General features: G+C 42.3%; 17 protein-coding genes. All 17 read right to left on the bottom strand.

Annotated features, from left to right (window positions below):
- Positions 1-60: 60 nt before the first annotated feature.
- The 17 genes from MIB40_RS08990 to MIB40_RS08910 all read right to left on the bottom strand — a co-directional run bounded on the left by MIB40_RS08990 (position 61) and on the right by MIB40_RS08910 (position 15677).
- A complete protein-coding gene (locus MIB40_RS08990) occupies positions 61-1494 on the bottom strand; it encodes an oligosaccharide flippase family protein (protein WP_249693204.1) in 1434 nt (477 codons plus the stop codon).
- Entirely contained in the window at positions 1487-2557 is a 1071-nt protein-coding gene (locus MIB40_RS08985; RefSeq protein WP_249693202.1) for a glycosyltransferase, read from the bottom strand. The genes MIB40_RS08990 and MIB40_RS08985 overlap by 8 nt, the downstream gene beginning before the upstream one ends.
- Positions 2558-2572: 15 nt before the next feature.
- Complete coding sequence (locus MIB40_RS08980; protein ID WP_249693200.1) at positions 2573-2794, bottom strand: phosphopantetheine-binding protein; 222 nt, start codon at positions 2792-2794, stop codon at positions 2573-2575.
- Positions 2791-3729 carry a ketoacyl-ACP synthase III gene (locus MIB40_RS08975; RefSeq protein WP_249693198.1) on the bottom strand — a complete coding sequence of 313 codons (939 nt, stop codon included), beginning with the start codon at positions 3727-3729 and terminating at the stop codon, positions 2791-2793. The genes MIB40_RS08980 and MIB40_RS08975 overlap by 4 nt, the downstream gene beginning before the upstream one ends.
- Positions 3726-4304, bottom strand: coding sequence for a hypothetical protein (locus tag MIB40_RS08970; protein WP_249693197.1), 579 nt, complete (start codon positions 4302-4304; stop codon positions 3726-3728). Before MIB40_RS08970 ends, MIB40_RS08975 begins: the two co-directional genes overlap by 4 nt.
- A 42-nt stretch (positions 4305-4346) precedes the next feature.
- A complete protein-coding gene (locus MIB40_RS08965; RefSeq protein ID WP_249693196.1) occupies positions 4347-4988 on the bottom strand; it encodes an LbetaH domain-containing protein in 642 nt (213 codons plus the stop codon).
- A 220-nt stretch (positions 4989-5208) separates the two neighbouring features.
- Entirely contained in the window at positions 5209-6306 is a 1098-nt protein-coding gene (locus tag MIB40_RS08960; RefSeq protein ID WP_249693195.1) for a DegT/DnrJ/EryC1/StrS family aminotransferase, read from the bottom strand.
- Positions 6307-7278 carry a GDP-mannose 4,6-dehydratase gene (locus MIB40_RS08955; protein WP_249693194.1) on the bottom strand — a complete coding sequence of 324 codons (972 nt, stop codon included), beginning with the start codon at positions 7276-7278 and terminating at the stop codon, positions 6307-6309. It abuts the gene before it with no gap.
- Positions 7271-8218: a Gfo/Idh/MocA family protein gene (locus tag MIB40_RS08950; protein ID WP_249693191.1), complete on the bottom strand. Its 948-nt coding sequence runs from the start codon at positions 8216-8218 to the stop codon at positions 7271-7273. Before MIB40_RS08950 ends, MIB40_RS08955 begins: the two co-directional genes overlap by 8 nt.
- Positions 8219-8228: 10 nt before the next feature.
- A complete protein-coding gene (locus tag MIB40_RS08945; protein WP_249693190.1) occupies positions 8229-8729 on the bottom strand; it encodes an acyltransferase in 501 nt (166 codons plus the stop codon).
- Between the two features lie 2 nt (positions 8730-8731).
- The gene (locus tag MIB40_RS08940) at positions 8732-9898 is read right to left on the bottom strand and encodes a DegT/DnrJ/EryC1/StrS family aminotransferase (RefSeq protein ID WP_249693188.1); all 1167 of its coding nucleotides are present in this window, start codon (positions 9896-9898) and stop codon (positions 8732-8734) included.
- A gap of 200 nt (positions 9899-10098) precedes the next feature.
- Entirely contained in the window at positions 10099-10677 is a 579-nt protein-coding gene (locus tag MIB40_RS08935; RefSeq protein WP_249693186.1) for an acyltransferase, read from the bottom strand.
- A 1-nt stretch (position 10678) separates the two neighbouring features.
- Positions 10679-11647 (bottom strand): Gfo/Idh/MocA family protein, encoded by a 969-nt coding sequence (locus MIB40_RS08930; protein WP_249693184.1) that lies wholly within the window; start codon positions 11645-11647, stop codon positions 10679-10681.
- An 11-nt stretch (positions 11648-11658) separates the two neighbouring features.
- A complete protein-coding gene (gene tviB / locus MIB40_RS08925) occupies positions 11659-12936 on the bottom strand; it encodes a Vi polysaccharide biosynthesis UDP-N-acetylglucosamine C-6 dehydrogenase TviB (protein ID WP_249693182.1) in 1278 nt (425 codons plus the stop codon).
- A 165-nt stretch (positions 12937-13101) separates the two neighbouring features.
- Positions 13102-13680, bottom strand: coding sequence for a zeta toxin family protein (locus tag MIB40_RS08920; protein WP_249693180.1), 579 nt, complete (start codon positions 13678-13680; stop codon positions 13102-13104).
- Complete coding sequence (locus MIB40_RS08915) at positions 13677-14090, bottom strand: ParD-like family protein (protein WP_249693178.1); 414 nt, start codon at positions 14088-14090, stop codon at positions 13677-13679. Before MIB40_RS08915 ends, MIB40_RS08920 begins: the two co-directional genes overlap by 4 nt.
- A gap of 180 nt (positions 14091-14270) precedes the next feature.
- Positions 14271-15677 carry a YfcC family protein gene (locus MIB40_RS08910; protein ID WP_249693176.1) on the bottom strand — a complete coding sequence of 469 codons (1407 nt, stop codon included), beginning with the start codon at positions 15675-15677 and terminating at the stop codon, positions 14271-14273.
- Positions 15678-16681 lie beyond the last annotated feature (1004 nt).

Here is a 16681-nt window from a genome sequence, read left to right as displayed (position 1 = left end):
AGCTTCCTGACCTTATAAGAAATAATTAAACTAAGAATTGAAACTAAAAAAACTAAAAATTCAACAATCCCCCCCCCCCCTCCTCAACACATAAGAATATAACTGCTGAATCTCAGAGAAACGAAACAAATTCGTTGCAAATAGAACAATTAACACTAACGCCATAAATATTGTTTTTACTAAAACATTAGGATCAAACCAAGATAAAGCAGTAACAATCAAGCCCACCAAGAGAACAGCAGTTGTCAACTTTACTCCTTCATGGGGAACAGGGTAAAATTTTTGACTTAAAACAACATAGGCAGTAAAAACAACCCCATAGGAAATCAAAGTCGATATCCCCGCACCAACAACCCCCACAAAAGGAATTAACAACACATTAAAAAAAATACCCACGACAAGCCCAGCGCAATATATGAAAATCTTCAAATGGTTTTTTTTTGCTATACTTATTCCCGGAAAAAAAACATACATATTAAAAAGAAGCAAAGCAGGAACCAAAAAAACGATTATGACAGATGCAGAATGATAGGCTGGAGCCACCAAGAACCCCAATATCTCCGAAACAAAAATTGAAATAAAAGAAAAAAACAATAAAGCCAACGCCAAAAAAATACGAAATATAATTGCCAAATGATGAGGCACTTCTGGCTTTTCAAAATTCGCATAAACCAACGGGGTAAGTGACATCTGAAAACCTACCATTAACAGACCAACGACGCTGGCCATCCTATACCCCATCCCATAAATACCCACATCTCCCAATGAAAGATAATGATTAATCATTAGACGATCAATATATTGCATGGAAAAAACAGCCAAACCAGATGGGACCAAAGGAAGTGAAAACAAAAGCATTTCTCGTAATTTCACAATATCAAACTGAAAACGGTAACTATTACGAAGAGTCCAAAGGCCATAGACACAACTAATTAAGGCACCAAACAACATCCCCCACAAAACACCCTCCACCTTCATATCACCCGCAACAACCAACGTTACGGCAGCAGACGCCGAAAGGACTGAATACAATATACTGACAACCCCGTAACTTACGCTTCTCAACTCCCAACGAAGTTGATTCTGAATCATATAGAAGATTCCATTTAAAAATATGTAAAAGATACCGATTATAAAAAAAGTTTCGTATTCTTTGCTACCAAATATCCAATAGGATATATGATCTGAAAACAAATACATTAAAATCAAAAAGAATAAATAACAAAAAAATGCAAACCAAAATGAAGTGGATGCATATAAACCCTTACTAACCTGGTCTGTTACGGAAGAATAAAATCTCGCCAGCCCTTGAGATACTTCCAGTGCAACCGTTAGATTTATTAACCCAAGAAATACAAGCAACAAATCTAGCGCACCATAATCTGCAGGATCAAGAACCCTCGTATAGAAGGGAATTAATAACAATGAAATCCCACGACTTAGCACAGAAGGGATCGTATAAATCACACTATCTTTGAAAAATGACTTAAGCACGATAGAGATCTTTGTATAGATCGAGAACGCGTTCATTAATCAGTTTTGAGTCAAGATACTTATTAACAAAAGCCTTGCCTTCAACCCCTAATTGCAAACGAAGGTCTTTACTCAGCAACAACTCTTTAAGCTTCCCTTTAACTGTTAAGATTGTTGCACTAACAACCGGACAATCAGGACAATGTTTATCTTTTACCGACTCAAGTAAATAGCAAACCACGGGCTTACCAAAGCTCATCCCCTCAATAGATAACGACCCAAACCCTCCCATCAAAATTTGGTCTAGAATAATATCGGCGCGAAAAACCTGTTTTAGGGCTTCAGCATGCTCCACACCCGTGACTTCAACATAATCAAAAACCAAGCCCTCGTTTTTTAGCTCATCAACGGCCTGTCTAAAATAGCTCGTCCCTTTCAACAAAGGCGATGTTGGCAAATGAACCACACGTAAGTTTTTTCGCTCATCATTTAAATCAACTACCTCAGCCGTATCAACTGCATCTGTAAACCCTAAATTATGAACCCATAAATCACTAACAATCTTATCGTTACTAATCATAAGAGAGACAGGGGCATATAAGTTTCTAGGAGCAATAACTTTATTGCACCAAAATCCTTGCCATCTCATCATGATTTTTTTATATGGATCTCGACACGGATCATCCATCATTCCGACAAACTGAGGGGCTACCAGGTCCCAAAACTCATTACGAGAACGCTCTATCTCTGTAAGCCGAACATCGCTCCCACAATAGATCATCACCACCTTTTTTTTCAGCAACCGCAGGATTGGCAAATCAACAGAAAACGGTAGCAAGGTTTCACCAAAGTAAAAGTTATAAACATCAAATCGCCAAAAAGACCAAAAGAAGAAAAAAATTTTAGCAATGTGTCGACCACAACGAATTTTACCTATCCTCTCACATACAACTAGATCATGATTATCATAAAATTTGTTGGGCGTTAATACATACAACTTAGAATCAAAACCTTGCTCCTGTTGATACGCAGCCAAGTAGCCGCCTATACCAGCTATATTTGTCAAGCCATGAAATATTCTCACTTAATCATTCCGAGTTTAAGAAAAATAACTTACAATATTGTTGATACTGTTTAATTTTTCTACATCATCATCAGGCACTTCCAGCCCAGTAACTTCCTGCATCTCCAAAATTAGATCGTAGATATCTAAGCTATCCAGTCCATGTTCAGTCAAATTACCCTCATCAGGAATCTTACTAATATCTATATTGACTCCAGTTCTCGACATTGCCTCACGAACATTTTCAGGTGTTATCACTGTTTTCTCCTATTTTTAATCAATAAAGCACTAGCCCAAGACAAACCAACACCAAAACCACTAATGATAATTCGATTCCATTCTTCCAGCCCCAAGCGATCTTCTAACAAAAGAGGGATAGACGAAGAAACCGTATTCCCCGTATGACACATATCTTTAACAAATCTTTCTTTGATCTCTGGAAAGCGTCGACTTATCGCTTCCAAAATTGCCATACTTCCTTGATGTAAGCAGTACGCATCTATATCACCTGCAGATAGATTTGCTGTTTTTAGTAACTCCTCAATATGGGGTGCAACACGCAAAGCAGCAAAGTTATAGACCTGACGACCATTCATCTGTAAACGCTGCTCTTTAACCTGCAAATAATCTGATCCGCTACCATCCGTACCAAAATGGGAAGGGCCAAGTTCCCATTCAGCATCCAGCCCTAACCAGGTAGCTGTTGACGCATCACCAAACAACAATGCTGTCACTCTATCGCCATCGTCAATCACCTTTGAATAAGGATCTGCCGTCACTAAAACAGCGTTTCTAAAACCTACAGCTTCCATAAAACCTTTAAGCACATACAATCCATAGACATATCCGGAGCACCCTAATGAAATATCAAAAGCTGCCACACTGGTAGATAGGCCAAGCTTTTCCTGGGCAATAGCTGCCGTATGAGGCAACCCCTCACCATCGCCATTCTGGGTAACTACGACTAAAGCATCAATATTTTCTCGCTTAAGAGCTGGATATTTTTTGAATAATGCTTCAACTGCATAAACAACTAAATCCGAAGTATCATCGCCACCTGTTTTTCTAGGAAGCTTTCGAGCGCCGATTTTTTTCTGAATAAAATCTTCACTCTCCCCAAACCTGAGAGCCTGAGTTATATTGTCAATGCAATTTTCAGGAAGAAAACTCGCAACACCCTTAATCCCTATCACGTCAATGGACTCCCAACAATAAACCGAATGGTTCCGATAATTTCATCATCTACGATAATTTCATTAATACTAAATCGCCCTCTTAGCAACGATTTCATTCGGATAACAAGATTTCCATGTTTCGGCAATGGCCCTTTGACATTGAGTTGTCCAAAGACCCATTTTCCGGAAACATCTGGCTCAATTCGATAGTTGAGCAGCTTAGTCATCGCTATAACCTCTTCGATCGGGCTAAACAAACCCCGCTGCGACAAGCTGATTTGACGTTCTTCAATAATAATTGTTGAATGTGCGGCTATAGCGTCCTCATCAAAAGGATAGCGCTCAGTAATGGGAGTGTCAGATTCTACTAACCAAAACTGCTCTTCGACACCATCTCGGAAAATCTTTCCTTGTGCTATCAAAGCTTGCTCCGGTTTATCAAAAACTACAGCACACTGATTTCGAGCAAAAGCTCTAAATGAGATAGTCGAAATAAATGAAGCTTCACATGACGATTCCGCCAGTGACTGCATCACGTTGTATATATCGCTACCATGGGCGTAATTACGATCGCCTTTATATTTCAAATACATAATTGATGAACCTTTTTAACCCACAATACAACCCACAGGTTGTTATTTAACTCGCCTTGCAGGGCTACCCATCCAGACACTACACATCTCTGCATTCCTCAAAGCAACAGAACCGGCACCTATCACAGAAAACTTGCCTACTTTGATTTGATCAACAACAACAGAACCAGGACCAACATGTGCACCCTCATCAAGGGTTGAACGGCCGCATAAGGTTGCGTTTGGCCCTAAATAGCAGTAATCACCAATATTCACATCATGACCTACATTAGCTCCCGCCCTGATAGTTGAGCATTTCCCAATAGCACTAGCGGGTTGCACTGTCACACACGACGCTATCAAAACTCCAGCGCCCAAGATCACATCATCTGCAATCACGGCGGAAGGGTGCACAATGCTACACAACCTTTCATCAGGAATGTGAAACGATTCCATCAATGTGCTTCGTACTTCCATCTGCCCTACCTTATGCAAACAAACATGAAACATCACATCGTCACTCAATTTTTTCCAGGAATCTGTCCCACCTAAGACTGGCAAGCCACTGATCTCCTCCCCAACATCCAGACTATCATTAAGAAATCCTATCACCTCAATATTCGAACCAGATTTGAACATATCTTTAACAATCTGTATTGCAACCAGACCATCACCATACCCGCCCAATATCACAACTTTTTTCACAATTAGACCTCTGCCACGATGCCACATATTACTAAAAGTAATAAAATACAATCTTAATGCTAAATAAAATCTCGAAACTGGATATGATGAAGTCGGAAAGCTACGATATCATCGACCTAAAAAAGCACAGACATACAATTTCAAAAAACAACAATATCATTATCGCAACACAGTTAAAATCGAGTTATTTTTATCAGATAACAACAGTATTGAAAGCAAGTCAGCTCGAAGAAAAATCCCGAATAACACTAACAACCCGCTTCACAACAACCCCTTCATAACAGGGTAAAGTAATTGTATTGTTTTCCAACCATAGCGCATTGGACTGAACCATCCCATAACGCTTCTTGTAATATGTTGTTGCGCTCAAGCAGTAGGTACCAAGTGTCGATTCAATCATTTGCTCCGAAAGGGCATCAATGACTTGATCACGACTGCCGTCATCCGGCACTGTAAAAACAAGGGACTGTATATTATGGTACACACCCTCAGCACATGCTTGTCGCTTGAAGCCTAGAGGCCCCAACAGTTTTTCATATTCAGAAGCTATTGCATTTCGGCTTACAACAATCGAGTCTAGCTTCATAATTTGCTTCCAACCTAATAACGCTTGAATTTCACTCATTCGGTAGTTGTATCCGAAATCCACAAAATTCATACCCTTACCTTTAATTCCGGATGCACCATGGTTTAATTTAACTCTGAGCCACTCAGCATATTTATCACTATTGGTAAGGATTGCACCGCCTTCTCCAGTAGTTAATAGCTTACGTGGATGAAAACTGAAGCAAGTCATATCAGCAATTGCACCAACCTTAGCACCATCAACAGAACTACCTAGACCGCATGCAGCATCTTCTACGAGAGGTATACCAAATTCCTGACAAACCTCCTTAATCTCAATTAACCCACTGGGATTACCAAGTGCATCAACAAAAATAACAGCCTTAACCGAAGAATCCAGCTTTTTACGCAAATCTTTAACGAGCATGTTATACGTTAGTTTATCAACATCAACAAAGACTGGCGTCGCCCCCAGATCTTCAACCACATTCGCCGTGGCTGGAAATGAAAAATCAGACACAGCAACTTTATCACCTGACTTAATGCCAAGAGCTTTCAAACAAAGGGTTAAAGCTGTGGTTGCAGAAGTGGTTAAAAACGCATGCTTAGCACCTGTATACTCTTTGAGACTACCAACTAACTTTTCAACATGTTTTCCCTTAGTTAACTGGCCAGAATCGAATATATCCTTCAATTCAGAAGAAACTTCGTCAAACGCAATATAAGGTTTAATTAACTTAATAAAATCGTTCATCTATTTACCCACGTTAAATTCTGAACGATACCAGTCCAGCGTTTTAGCCAGCCCATCATCAAAAGACGTCAGATCATACTCGATTAAGGATTTAACTTTTTGATTACTTGCATTATGCGTCAAGACATCCGCACCGCGGGCTTTCTTCTTTAGAATAGGGCCTTTATAACCATAATAAATGATTACTCTGTCCAGCAAATCTTTGATTGTGCAGCAGTTATCAGTAGATATATTGACACTCTCACCTGCTGGTAATACTCGAAATAACTTAATTACAGCGTCAACGGTATCGTGTACAAAGATAAAATCGCGACTTTGCTCACCTTCCCCATGAAGTTCAGGACTTACACCATTATGGATTCGCCAAGCAGTAATCGGAATGATACCCGCTAGTAATCCTTTATAATTTTGCCGTGGCCCGTAGTTATTAAAAGGTCGTACTATGAAAGCATCGATATTGAACATATTGACATAACTTTCAACAGCCAGATCCGCTGCCGCTTTACCAGCCGCATAGGTAGTTGTCGGTGCTTTGGGGTGTGCTTCGTCCATCGGTTCGTAGACTGCCGTCCCGTACACTTCCGATGTTGAAAAATGGCACAGCGTTTTAAATTTCCCCTTACGCTGCAATTCTAATAGATTAATAACACCTGCCACGTTTGTCGTGAACGCATTACCAGGATTAATAAATGAATAATTAAGAGCCTTTGTTGCCAGATTAAATACTATATCGATACTGTGGCGTTCAAAAATATAATCCAGACTAGCTGCGTATTCTATATCTTCATTATAAAAAACCGCACCCTTACCAACAGCACTTTCTATATTTTTTTCTGAGCCTAAAAAAAGATTATCAACAATAACAACTTGTTTAGCCCCGTCATTCAATAAGCGATCCGCAAGATGGCTTCCTATAAACCCAGCACCGCCAGTAATCAAAACAGTTTTTCCTGAACATTGATCTCTAAGCATTATGAATTTGCTCCAAAATCAGTTCACTTATTCGCAATGACTCTACCCCACTCTCTATCCCCGGAAGATCTTCACTAACCCGTCCTTGACAGGCCGCTATAAATGATTGGTGCTCCATCAATAATGCTTCTTGAGGCTTTACGACCAATTGTTGCTCCAATGAAGACACCATATAGGGCTTTCCCACCTCCTGTGTAGCTGTTGATTGCCTGTGAACGACTAGTTCTTTTCTTACCAATTCAGCGTCAATATATGAATTATCAGTAGTCACATGAATACTACGTATTTTTTTCTCTGTCATACGACTCGCCAAAATACGAGATAATGATCCATTTTCGTGACAGAGTAACGCAGATGAAAATGCAACTAACTTATTTTCTTTAGTACCATGCGCCACCACACTTTTCACAGGCCCATTTAAGTAAAGAGCCAGGTCAATATCGTGAATCATAAGATCAAGTACAACATCAACATCAGTAATACGACTACTTAAACGATTGGTTCGAGTAAAGTCTGCGTTAATAACCTTCTCGTGATCAACGACATTTTTTAGTTCCACTACAACAGGATTAAAACGCTCTATAAAGCCGCATTGAACAAAGGTTCCATGCTGTTTAGCTAAAGCCTTTATCTCTAAAGCTTTTTCTAACGTTGTCGCTAAAGGCTTTTCAATGAATATATTTTTTACTTTACCCACACACAAATTAAAGTAGTCAAAATGAGTATTCGTTGGCGTCACAATCACTACGGCATCAACACCAGAAATAGCTTTTCTTGCATCCATGGTATAGGGGACAGAATACTCTTTCGATAAACTCTTAAGTTCTGCCTCATTAAAATCGAAGATGCAGGTCACTTCAACATCCTTCAGAATACTGAGAACACGAAGATGATTTCTGCCCATATTGCCAACACCCAACAGTGCAATTTTTACGGTCATTGTTTTAATCTCACCCTTCAATAATTTTTTTGCCGTCTCTATCAATTCGCGAAACCACTCGTGCGGGATTACCCATAACAAGCGTAAATGATTCAACATCTTTAGTCACAACCGAACCTGCCGCAACCATTGCATACTCGCCAATCACAACTCCACAGACAATTGTAGAATTAGCACCTAGACTAGCGCCACATTTAATTAGAGTCTCGGTGATACTCCAATTATCATTAAATGCTCTTGGCACCTTGTCATTAGTAAAGGATACATTAGGCCCAACAAACACATCATCCTCAATCGTGACCCCTTGATAGACAGAGACTGAATTTTGGACTTTGCATCGACTCCCTATTTTTACGTGAGTATCGATGTACACATCTTTGGACAAAATGCAGCCTGCGCCAATAGAGCTTCCCTCTCTAACTTGGACGTTATTCCAAATTTTTGTACCTTCACCGACAGTCGCATTATCGTTAACTTCAGCGGTAGCATGCACAAAAGATGATTCAGTCATAATTAATTGCCCTCCTGAAGCACTTCTATAACTTGCTCCATTTCTGCAACTTCCAAATACGGGTGCATTGGAACGCTAAATACTCGCTCAGATAAAAAGATTGAAACAGGAAAGTCTAAGGATTTATATCCTAGATAACTGAATGCTTTTTGATCATGCAAAGCAATAGGATAATAAACCGAGTTACCTATTTTTGCTTTATTAAGCCTATCTACTGATTGCTTCCTAACATCATTATTACTGGCGATAATCGTATACTGAGCCCAGGCGCTTTTACACCCACCCGGAATCACTGGCACGATAAACCCAGACTCTTTCAACCCATTAGAGTAGTAGTTTGCGACTCTTTGTCGATTCTCAAACTCATCGTCAAATATATCCAGTTTCACAGCCAATACGGCTGCCTGAATAGCATCCAGGCGCCCTGTTACGCCCAAGCGCACATTTTCATATTTATTCGATCCTTGCCCATGCACGCGAACTGAGCGCAAGGTTTCAGCAAGCTCATCATCGTCACAAAATATGGCTCCACCATCTCCGTACGCACCTAACGGTTTTGCAGGAAAGAAAGAAGTACACGCAATCTCAGCCAGCGAACCAGCCTTCTTGTCCCGATAGCTAGCCCCAAAACTCTGAGCTGCATCTTCTATAACAAACAAGCCTTCTAGTTCAGCAATTTCATTAATTGCATCGTACTCAGCTGGAAGGCCGAAAAGGTCAACGGCAATAATCCCCTTTAACTTGGCATTTTCGCGTAAGGCCTTATCTGGTAAGGGGTAGATTGATGAATCATTTTCTTTTATTGCCCTAATGGCAAGCTTCAAAGATTCTATAGAAATATTAAACGTATCTTTTTCAACATCCACAAAAACAGGAACCGCCCCAGTCAAGGCAATCACTTCAGCTGTAGCAAAAAAAGTAAAGGGTGTTGTTATTATTAGATCCCCTTTTCCAACACCTTTAGCAATGAGAGACATAAACAGCGCGTCTGTACCTGATGCACATGAAATGCAATGCTTTGCACCTACGTATTGCGCCAACCGCTCTTCCAATGCTTGAACTTTTGGTCCCATGACATATTGACCACTATCCAACACGCGTATTACTTCTTCCTTAATACGCGATTCAATACGCTGATACTGCTTTTTTAAATCAATAAGAGGAAGCATCTATCATCTCCAATTTAGTCTTTACTTAGTCGTATAAATACTCAAACCTAATCAAGATCACCTGTAAAAAACTATTCATTATCAAGTCTATTATTTTTATCATTAACAGTATTTTCAACACTGAATAACCAGCCATCCTGATACCTTTGTTACATCTCATGTATAGCCGACGACCTTCACCACCATGGATCAACCATCGATTACCTTATTCGTTTTACCTGCCCACCATTAAGTTGGTATTCAGCATCTGTATACGGACAAATTGCATTTGCTCTTCCCTCAAAAGGTAGATCCAATCGTTCTCCGTACTCACTCATCCAGCCAATCTGTTTCGCTGGCACCCCAACCATCAGAGCATAATCCGGCACATCCTTGTTGATCACCGCACCCGCACCCACGAAAGCGTAACACCCTATGTTGGAGCCGCACACGATTGTGCAGTTCGCACCGAGGGTTGCGCCTTGTCCGATAAAGGTATCTCGATATTCATTTTTTCGGGATACAGCTGATCGTGGGTTATACACGTTGGTGAATACCATGCTAGGACCACAAAACACATCGTCTTCGATGGTGACATTATCGTAAACCGATACGTTGTTTTGAATCTTGACATTGTTTCCAATGACCACCCGATTGCCAACAAAAACATTTTGTCCCAGAGAACAGTTCGTGCCAATTACCGCCCCGGAACAGACGTGCACAAAATGCCAAATTTGAGAGTTATCCCCAATACGAGCACCCTTATCAACAATCGCACTGGGATGAATTCTAACCGTCACGTTAAGTGCTCACCTGTTGATCTGCTTTAGCAACATAATCATGATAATTTTCACTATCAGTGGAAAGTTCTGCTGATCGTATAGTTTGCACAATCTCGATGCTGTTTCGAGCCTCTTCCAACCCAAAACCTCCGCCAGATAGAATATCTTGGTAACTCAAGGTATGCAGATCGGTAAAACCACCGGAAAACTCTATATCTTCACCCTCAACGGTGATGGAGCGATAGGTGCGTTGACCACTAGCTTTAACCATTTCAGGAATGTAATCGTAATGGACCGACAAAAACCAACGTACCCGAGCATGCTCAAGTTCAAGATAACCGGCGTTGGTGTCGGTTCGCTTGATGTGCACTTCATTGTGCTTTACCGAACCGAAAATCCAACTCAACATGTCATAAAAGTGCACTCCGATGTTTGAGGCGATACCACCAGATTTACTTTCATCGCCCTTCCAGGAGGTGAAGAACCAATGACCTCGACTGGTAAGGTAGGTAAGGTCGATATCGTAAACCTTGTTCGGGTGCTGCTTAAGCTCCTGAGTGACTTTTTCTTTTAGCGCGATAATACTGGGATGCAGGCGCAATTGAAGGATATTAAAAACCCGACAGCCAGTTTCCTCTTCAACTACTTTAAGACCATCGATATTCCAGGGGTTCAGAACCAATGGTTTTTCGCAGATCGCATGGGCACCATTACGCAGGGCAAAGCGAATGTGGGAGTCGTGCAGGTAATTAGGGGAGGCAATGGCTACGTAATCTATTTTGGTACCCTTGCGTTTCAATAGATCCACATGTCGGTCAAAACGCTCAAACTCTACAAAAAAGTCGGCATCCGGAAAGTGGCTATCGATAACTCCAACAGAGTCATTTTTATCCATCGCGGCAACAAGATTATTCCCGGTCTCCTTGATCGCTTTCATATGTCGGGGGGCGATGTAACCTGCAGCACCAATCAACGCAAAATTTTTCATGTAATTATAACCTATAGACGAGCATCGACATCCGACGCATCAAAAAGATATTTCAAATCGTAAATAACGTGTTTAGCCTTGGTAAACTCACTTATGACTTTAATACCCATTGTACGAAACTCATCATGAGCAACTGCCAGAACAACAGCGTCATACTTATTTCTTTCGGGATATTCAACAAGCGAAATATTATATTCAGATACAGCTTCAATAGGATCAATCCACGGATCATAAAAATCGCAATCAACATTGTAATCTACCAGCTCGCGAACAATATCCACGACACGAGTATTCCTCAAATCTGGGCAGTTTTCCTTAAAAGCTAGCCCCATTACCAAAACAGCAGAGCCGTCAACTTCAATCTTTTTCTTTAACATACTTTTTACTAGCTGAGCAGCAACATAGCTTCCCATACCATCATTTATTCGCCTTCCAGACAAAATCACATCTGGGTAATAGCCCAAAGATTGAGCTTTATGCGTCAGATAGTAGGGATCAACGCCTATACAATGTCCTCCGACCAGACCCGGCCGAAAGGGTAAAAAGTTCCACTTCGTTCCAGCTGCAGCTAGCACTGACTCGGTATCTATATCGAGTAAATTAAAGATGATTGCCAGTTCATTAATGAGTGCAATATTGAGATCCCGCTGGGTATTTTCTATCACCTTGGCAGCCTCTGCTACTTTTATCGATGAAGCCTTATGAGTACCTGCCGTTATGATTCTGCCGTAAAGGCGGTCAACATAATCAGCTACTTCCGGGGTTGAACCTGAAGTCACTTTCTTAATAGTCGATAGCCGATGCTGCTTATCTCCGGGATTGATGCGCTCAGGGCTATAACCCGCATAGAAATCTTCGTTGAAACACAGCCCAGAGACCTCCTCAATGACCGGAATACATTCATCTTCGGTAGCGCCAGGATATACTGTTGACTCATAAATCACGACATCCCCCTTATTGATCACCCGGCCTACCAACTCACTCGCCTTGATCAATGGTGTAAGGTCGGGGCGTTTATGGGTATCAATGGGTGTGGGGACAGTAATTATATATATGTTAGCCTCACGTAAATCAGCTTCGTTTCCACTATAGGTTAGCTGATTTGCCTTTTTTAACTCCCCCTCTTCAACTTCTAGGGTGGAATCAACACCGCCTTCTAATGCTAAGATACGCACTGGATTGATATCGAAACCAATAACTCGATATTGCTTTCCAAACTCTACAGCCAATGGCAAGCCAACATAACCAAGCCCAATCACTGCAATCACTGGCGAATCACTAAAACCCAAGGTAACCCCTTACAATTAACCTAATTAATACAAGCAGTTAAAAAGACCGCAAACCAAAGTTAGCACGAAAGCACTAACGACCAAAAAAACAAAGAATTATAACAAATTGTTGCTGTAGCGAATAGCTGAGTTAGACCTTATTCGACACACATCAAACACCCAGCGCTAATTAACAAGCAGGTCTTCCACCCAACCAATTAAAGGCCCCCGCTCAACTTCCAGACACCCTCTACGCAACGTTGCCACAACTCTAAACGGATCATCCAATCTGGAGTTATCCAGCAATCTCACCTGATCACACAGCGGAATAGCCACCTTGATATTGGCCAGCAACCTGGGAATCCTTTGCTGAATTTTATCGGTAGGCACATTATGCCCGCCTTCCTCAACGCGCTGAGAGACACGCGCCTGATTTAGCGACGAAGACTCCAAATGAATAAAAACCAGTATGATTTGATACCCTAGCGCCTTGGCGCGGGCAACGAAATCTATTTTAGATGGGTGCGAGAAGACGGTCTCAAAACAGAAGCTCCTCCCCTCTTCCAGCAAGCCCATACGCTTTTCCTCCGCCACCATTGCGGCTTCATAGCTATGAATTTCAGGGGTATCAGGATAGAGCTCACGAGCAATAAGATCTGCGTTAACAAAGGGTATTCCTAGAGGCTCCAGGCGGGTTCGGTAAAAGGTGCTCTTTCCGGCGCCGTTTCCACCCGCTAAAAGCCACAACTGCCTGGAAACATTCAATCGACACCCTTAATAGGCACAAACTGCCCATTATCAAACTGGCCTACGGTTACCTCACCCAACTCATCGATCTGCTCCAGCATACCGGGGTGCCTACTTGAAACCTGATAACGCTTGGCACTGCTAGTCACACCCAATTGCAATACACCACTAGCCCGGTCCCGCTCCAACGCGGCGAACACAACATCCGGATCAATCACCGGAGAACTGACAGGCTCAATTTTGAGCTTAGCCAGCCCCGTGGTTACATCGAGCAAGCTGTCTGGGTTAACGAGATGGGAGACACTGCGGCCGATACTGGCCCAGTACTCAATTTGTTCGGCAGTACTACGGTGCAAGCGTTCACCTGCCAGCTTTGCCGATTCCATTAATTCGCTTTGCAAGCGAACCGGGGAAGATGCTTTAGCCATGACATACACCTATCGAGAACGTTCAACAGATCACATTGTAGCAGAATGCTACAGACAGCCAAACACTAATCAATACCACTTAAGAATTGTACGCCACAACTTCCTAGCGATATGGATATATGCGCTAACAAAAAGCCCGGCACTAGGCCGGGCTTTTCAAAGGGCTAGATGATCAATTAATCAGACCATCGCACCTACACTCAATACCACAGTGATCAACACAGTGAGGATCAGTAGTAGAGGAGCTACGAACTTCAACCAGCGATCGTAAGGTACACGACCGATTGCCAAACCACCCATTACAACAGCAGAGGTAGGAGTGATCAGGTTAACGATACCGCTGGCACTCTGGTAAGCAGTAACTACGAGGTCACGACTCACACCTGAGAAATCAGCCAATGGCGCCATAATAGGCATAGTCAGTACAGCCAGACCTGAAGAAGAAGGCACCAGGAAACTCAGCACCACCTCAAGCCAGTACATCACATTGATGAACATCACAGAGGACAGACCATTAACGGCTTGTTCTGCATGATAAAGTACGGTATCGGTCATGTTACCGGCATCCATCACGATCACGATACCGCGAGCAATACCGATGATCAGAGCAACACCCAACAGATCACGGGCTCCATCGACAAAGCTGGAGGTTAAATCCTCTTCACTCAGGCGATACAGCAAGCCAATCAAAATAGCTGAGAACAGGAACAGACCAGAGATCTCGGCCATCCACCAACCGGCAACCGCTACACCGTAAATCATGACACCGAAGGTGGCAGCAAACAGGACCAGAATAAACTTGCGTACGCCGGTCAACTCAATTGCTTCAGCGCCATCTTTATGGGCCAGAAAATGCTCTTCGTTAGACTCTTTCATATCGGCAACAATAGAAAGAGAAGGATCAGCCTGGACACGCTTGGCATAGCGCATAACAAACGCCACACAGATCGCCCAACCTGCCAGCAGGATAATCAAACGCCAGATCATGCCGTCAGTGAACGGGATACCGGCAGCATTAGCGGCAATAACGGTAGCGAAAGGGTTGATGGTAGAACCCAGGGTTCCGATACCAGCGCCAAGCAGGATAGTAGCAACCGCGGTCACGGAGTCGAAACGGGCCGCAATCATGACTGGAACCAATAAGGTGTAGAAAGGAATGGTCTCTTCGGCCATACCATATACCGTACCCCCAGCCGCAAACAGCGCCATTAATATAGGTATCATCAACGTTTCGCGGCCTTCCAGCTTATGCGTAACCCGCTCAATACCTGCGTCGATAGCACCGGTTTTAGTGACCACACCCAGGAAGCCACCAATGATCAGTACGAACAACGCGACATCGATCGCATTAGCTTCGTAGCTATTGTGGTCATACAGACCATCAATTGGGGCCAGAATGACATCAACCGGACCCTGAGGGTTAGCTTCCACCTGCTTGTAGGTACCCGATACCGGCACTTCCCTACCCAGGTCCTCGTTCATCACACGATCGTATTGGCCAGCGGGTACTATCCAGGTTAATGCGGCAACCACCGCAATCAACACAAACAGCACCGTATAGGCGGTTGGGAACTTAAACTTACTCATGCTTGCATCCTTACACCCACGTCAGGTGTGTTGCTTAAAACCCATGCTGTCAACTGCAAAGCGGCTACTCATCCACACCTTACAACCAACAAACATGACCTAAAGTTAATTGCTCAAAGAATGTTTTTTTCAATTACCGATAAGACCATTCGCACTTGTAACAAGTCGATAGGGGTTTACCGAAGTAATGGCGCGAAACAGGGGGTAAGACGACAAAGAATGGTCACCTTTATGATACAGGTCAATCTTTCCATACCACTGCGCATCCAAGACATTGCAAGCAACCAGCAAATGTAAAGCGCTGTATCCAACGATTCCTTGATGATCAAACCCACTCTAGTCAGCCCTACAATATATCGAATCCCTATAAAACACTCATATTTTATAATCGAATACTCACATCATCACAATATCGATAAAACAGCCGCCTAACTACATCCAGTCTGCATATAGTTATAGACGATCAGGCGAAGAGATTCACAAGCTATAACTGCTTATACTCTGCACAACTTAACTTTAATTGCTTTATAGCCAACATATACGCCTCTCGCGTTCAGACTAGTTTGCAAATGATATTTTTTCCAATAACACAGATCCATGAAACAGACGCTCGCCATTGCGCCCCAAAACAGGGCGTTCAAACCCAGAGCGTTAGCTCTTCCAAGAGCTAACGCTCTGATTTGTCATTAAAAAGAAATAATGGTCGTGAAAGAATGTATATATGCTATAAAAAGTATCTGGACAGTAAGGCTTCGCTGTCCATAATTAAACAAGAGTACTAAACAAAAGAATACGCTAGGTTGCTTGACCTGAGCATTTTTGCACCCTTTAACGTCCACAATTTATTGATTCAGCCCTCTAAAGCAGTGACACCACTTAGGCTATGCGTATCCATACCCAGCAGATTCGGTATTTCTACGTAATGCCAACGGTGACCTAGAGGACTAACCTGACAACATGAATTTTCGCAGCGGTCTGCATTATTAACGATCTTACAGGATTTC

Source organism: Aestuariirhabdus haliotis, assembly GCF_023509475.1.
Lineage (GTDB): Bacteria > Pseudomonadota > Gammaproteobacteria > Pseudomonadales > Aestuariirhabdaceae > Aestuariirhabdus > Aestuariirhabdus haliotis.
The sequence above is the reverse complement of the archived record's forward strand: the minus strand, read 5'-3'. Positions and strand labels throughout refer to the sequence as shown.

Bases quoted from the DNA above. Each gene is read 5' to 3' on its own strand.
- MIB40_RS08970 (WP_249693197.1), bottom strand. From the start codon at position 4,304: ATGTATTTGAAATATAAAGGCGATCGTAATTACGCCCATGGTAGCGAT.
- MIB40_RS08960 (WP_249693195.1), bottom strand. From the start codon at position 6,306: ATGAACGATTTTATTAAGTTAATTAAACCTTATATTGCGTTTGACGAA.
- MIB40_RS08955 (WP_249693194.1), bottom strand. From the start codon at position 7,278: ATGCTTAGAGATCAATGTTCAGGAAAAACTGTTTTGATTACTGGCGGT.
- MIB40_RS08950 (WP_249693191.1), bottom strand. From the start codon at position 8,218: ATGACCGTAAAAATTGCACTGTTGGGTGTTGGCAATATGGGCAGAAAT.
- MIB40_RS08945 (WP_249693190.1), bottom strand. From the start codon at position 8,729: ATGACTGAATCATCTTTTGTGCATGCTACCGCTGAAGTTAACGATAAT.
- MIB40_RS08940 (WP_249693188.1), bottom strand. From the start codon at position 9,898: ATGCTTCCTCTTATTGATTTAAAAAAGCAGTATCAGCGTATTGAATCG.
- MIB40_RS08930 (WP_249693184.1), bottom strand. From the start codon at position 11,647: ATGAAAAATTTTGCGTTGATTGGTGCTGCAGGTTACATCGCCCCCCGA.
- MIB40_RS08915 (WP_249693178.1), bottom strand. From the start codon at position 14,090: ATGGCTAAAGCATCTTCCCCGGTTCGCTTGCAAAGCGAATTAATGGAA.
- MIB40_RS08910 (WP_249693176.1), bottom strand. From the start codon at position 15,677: ATGAGTAAGTTTAAGTTCCCAACCGCCTATACGGTGCTGTTTGTGTTG.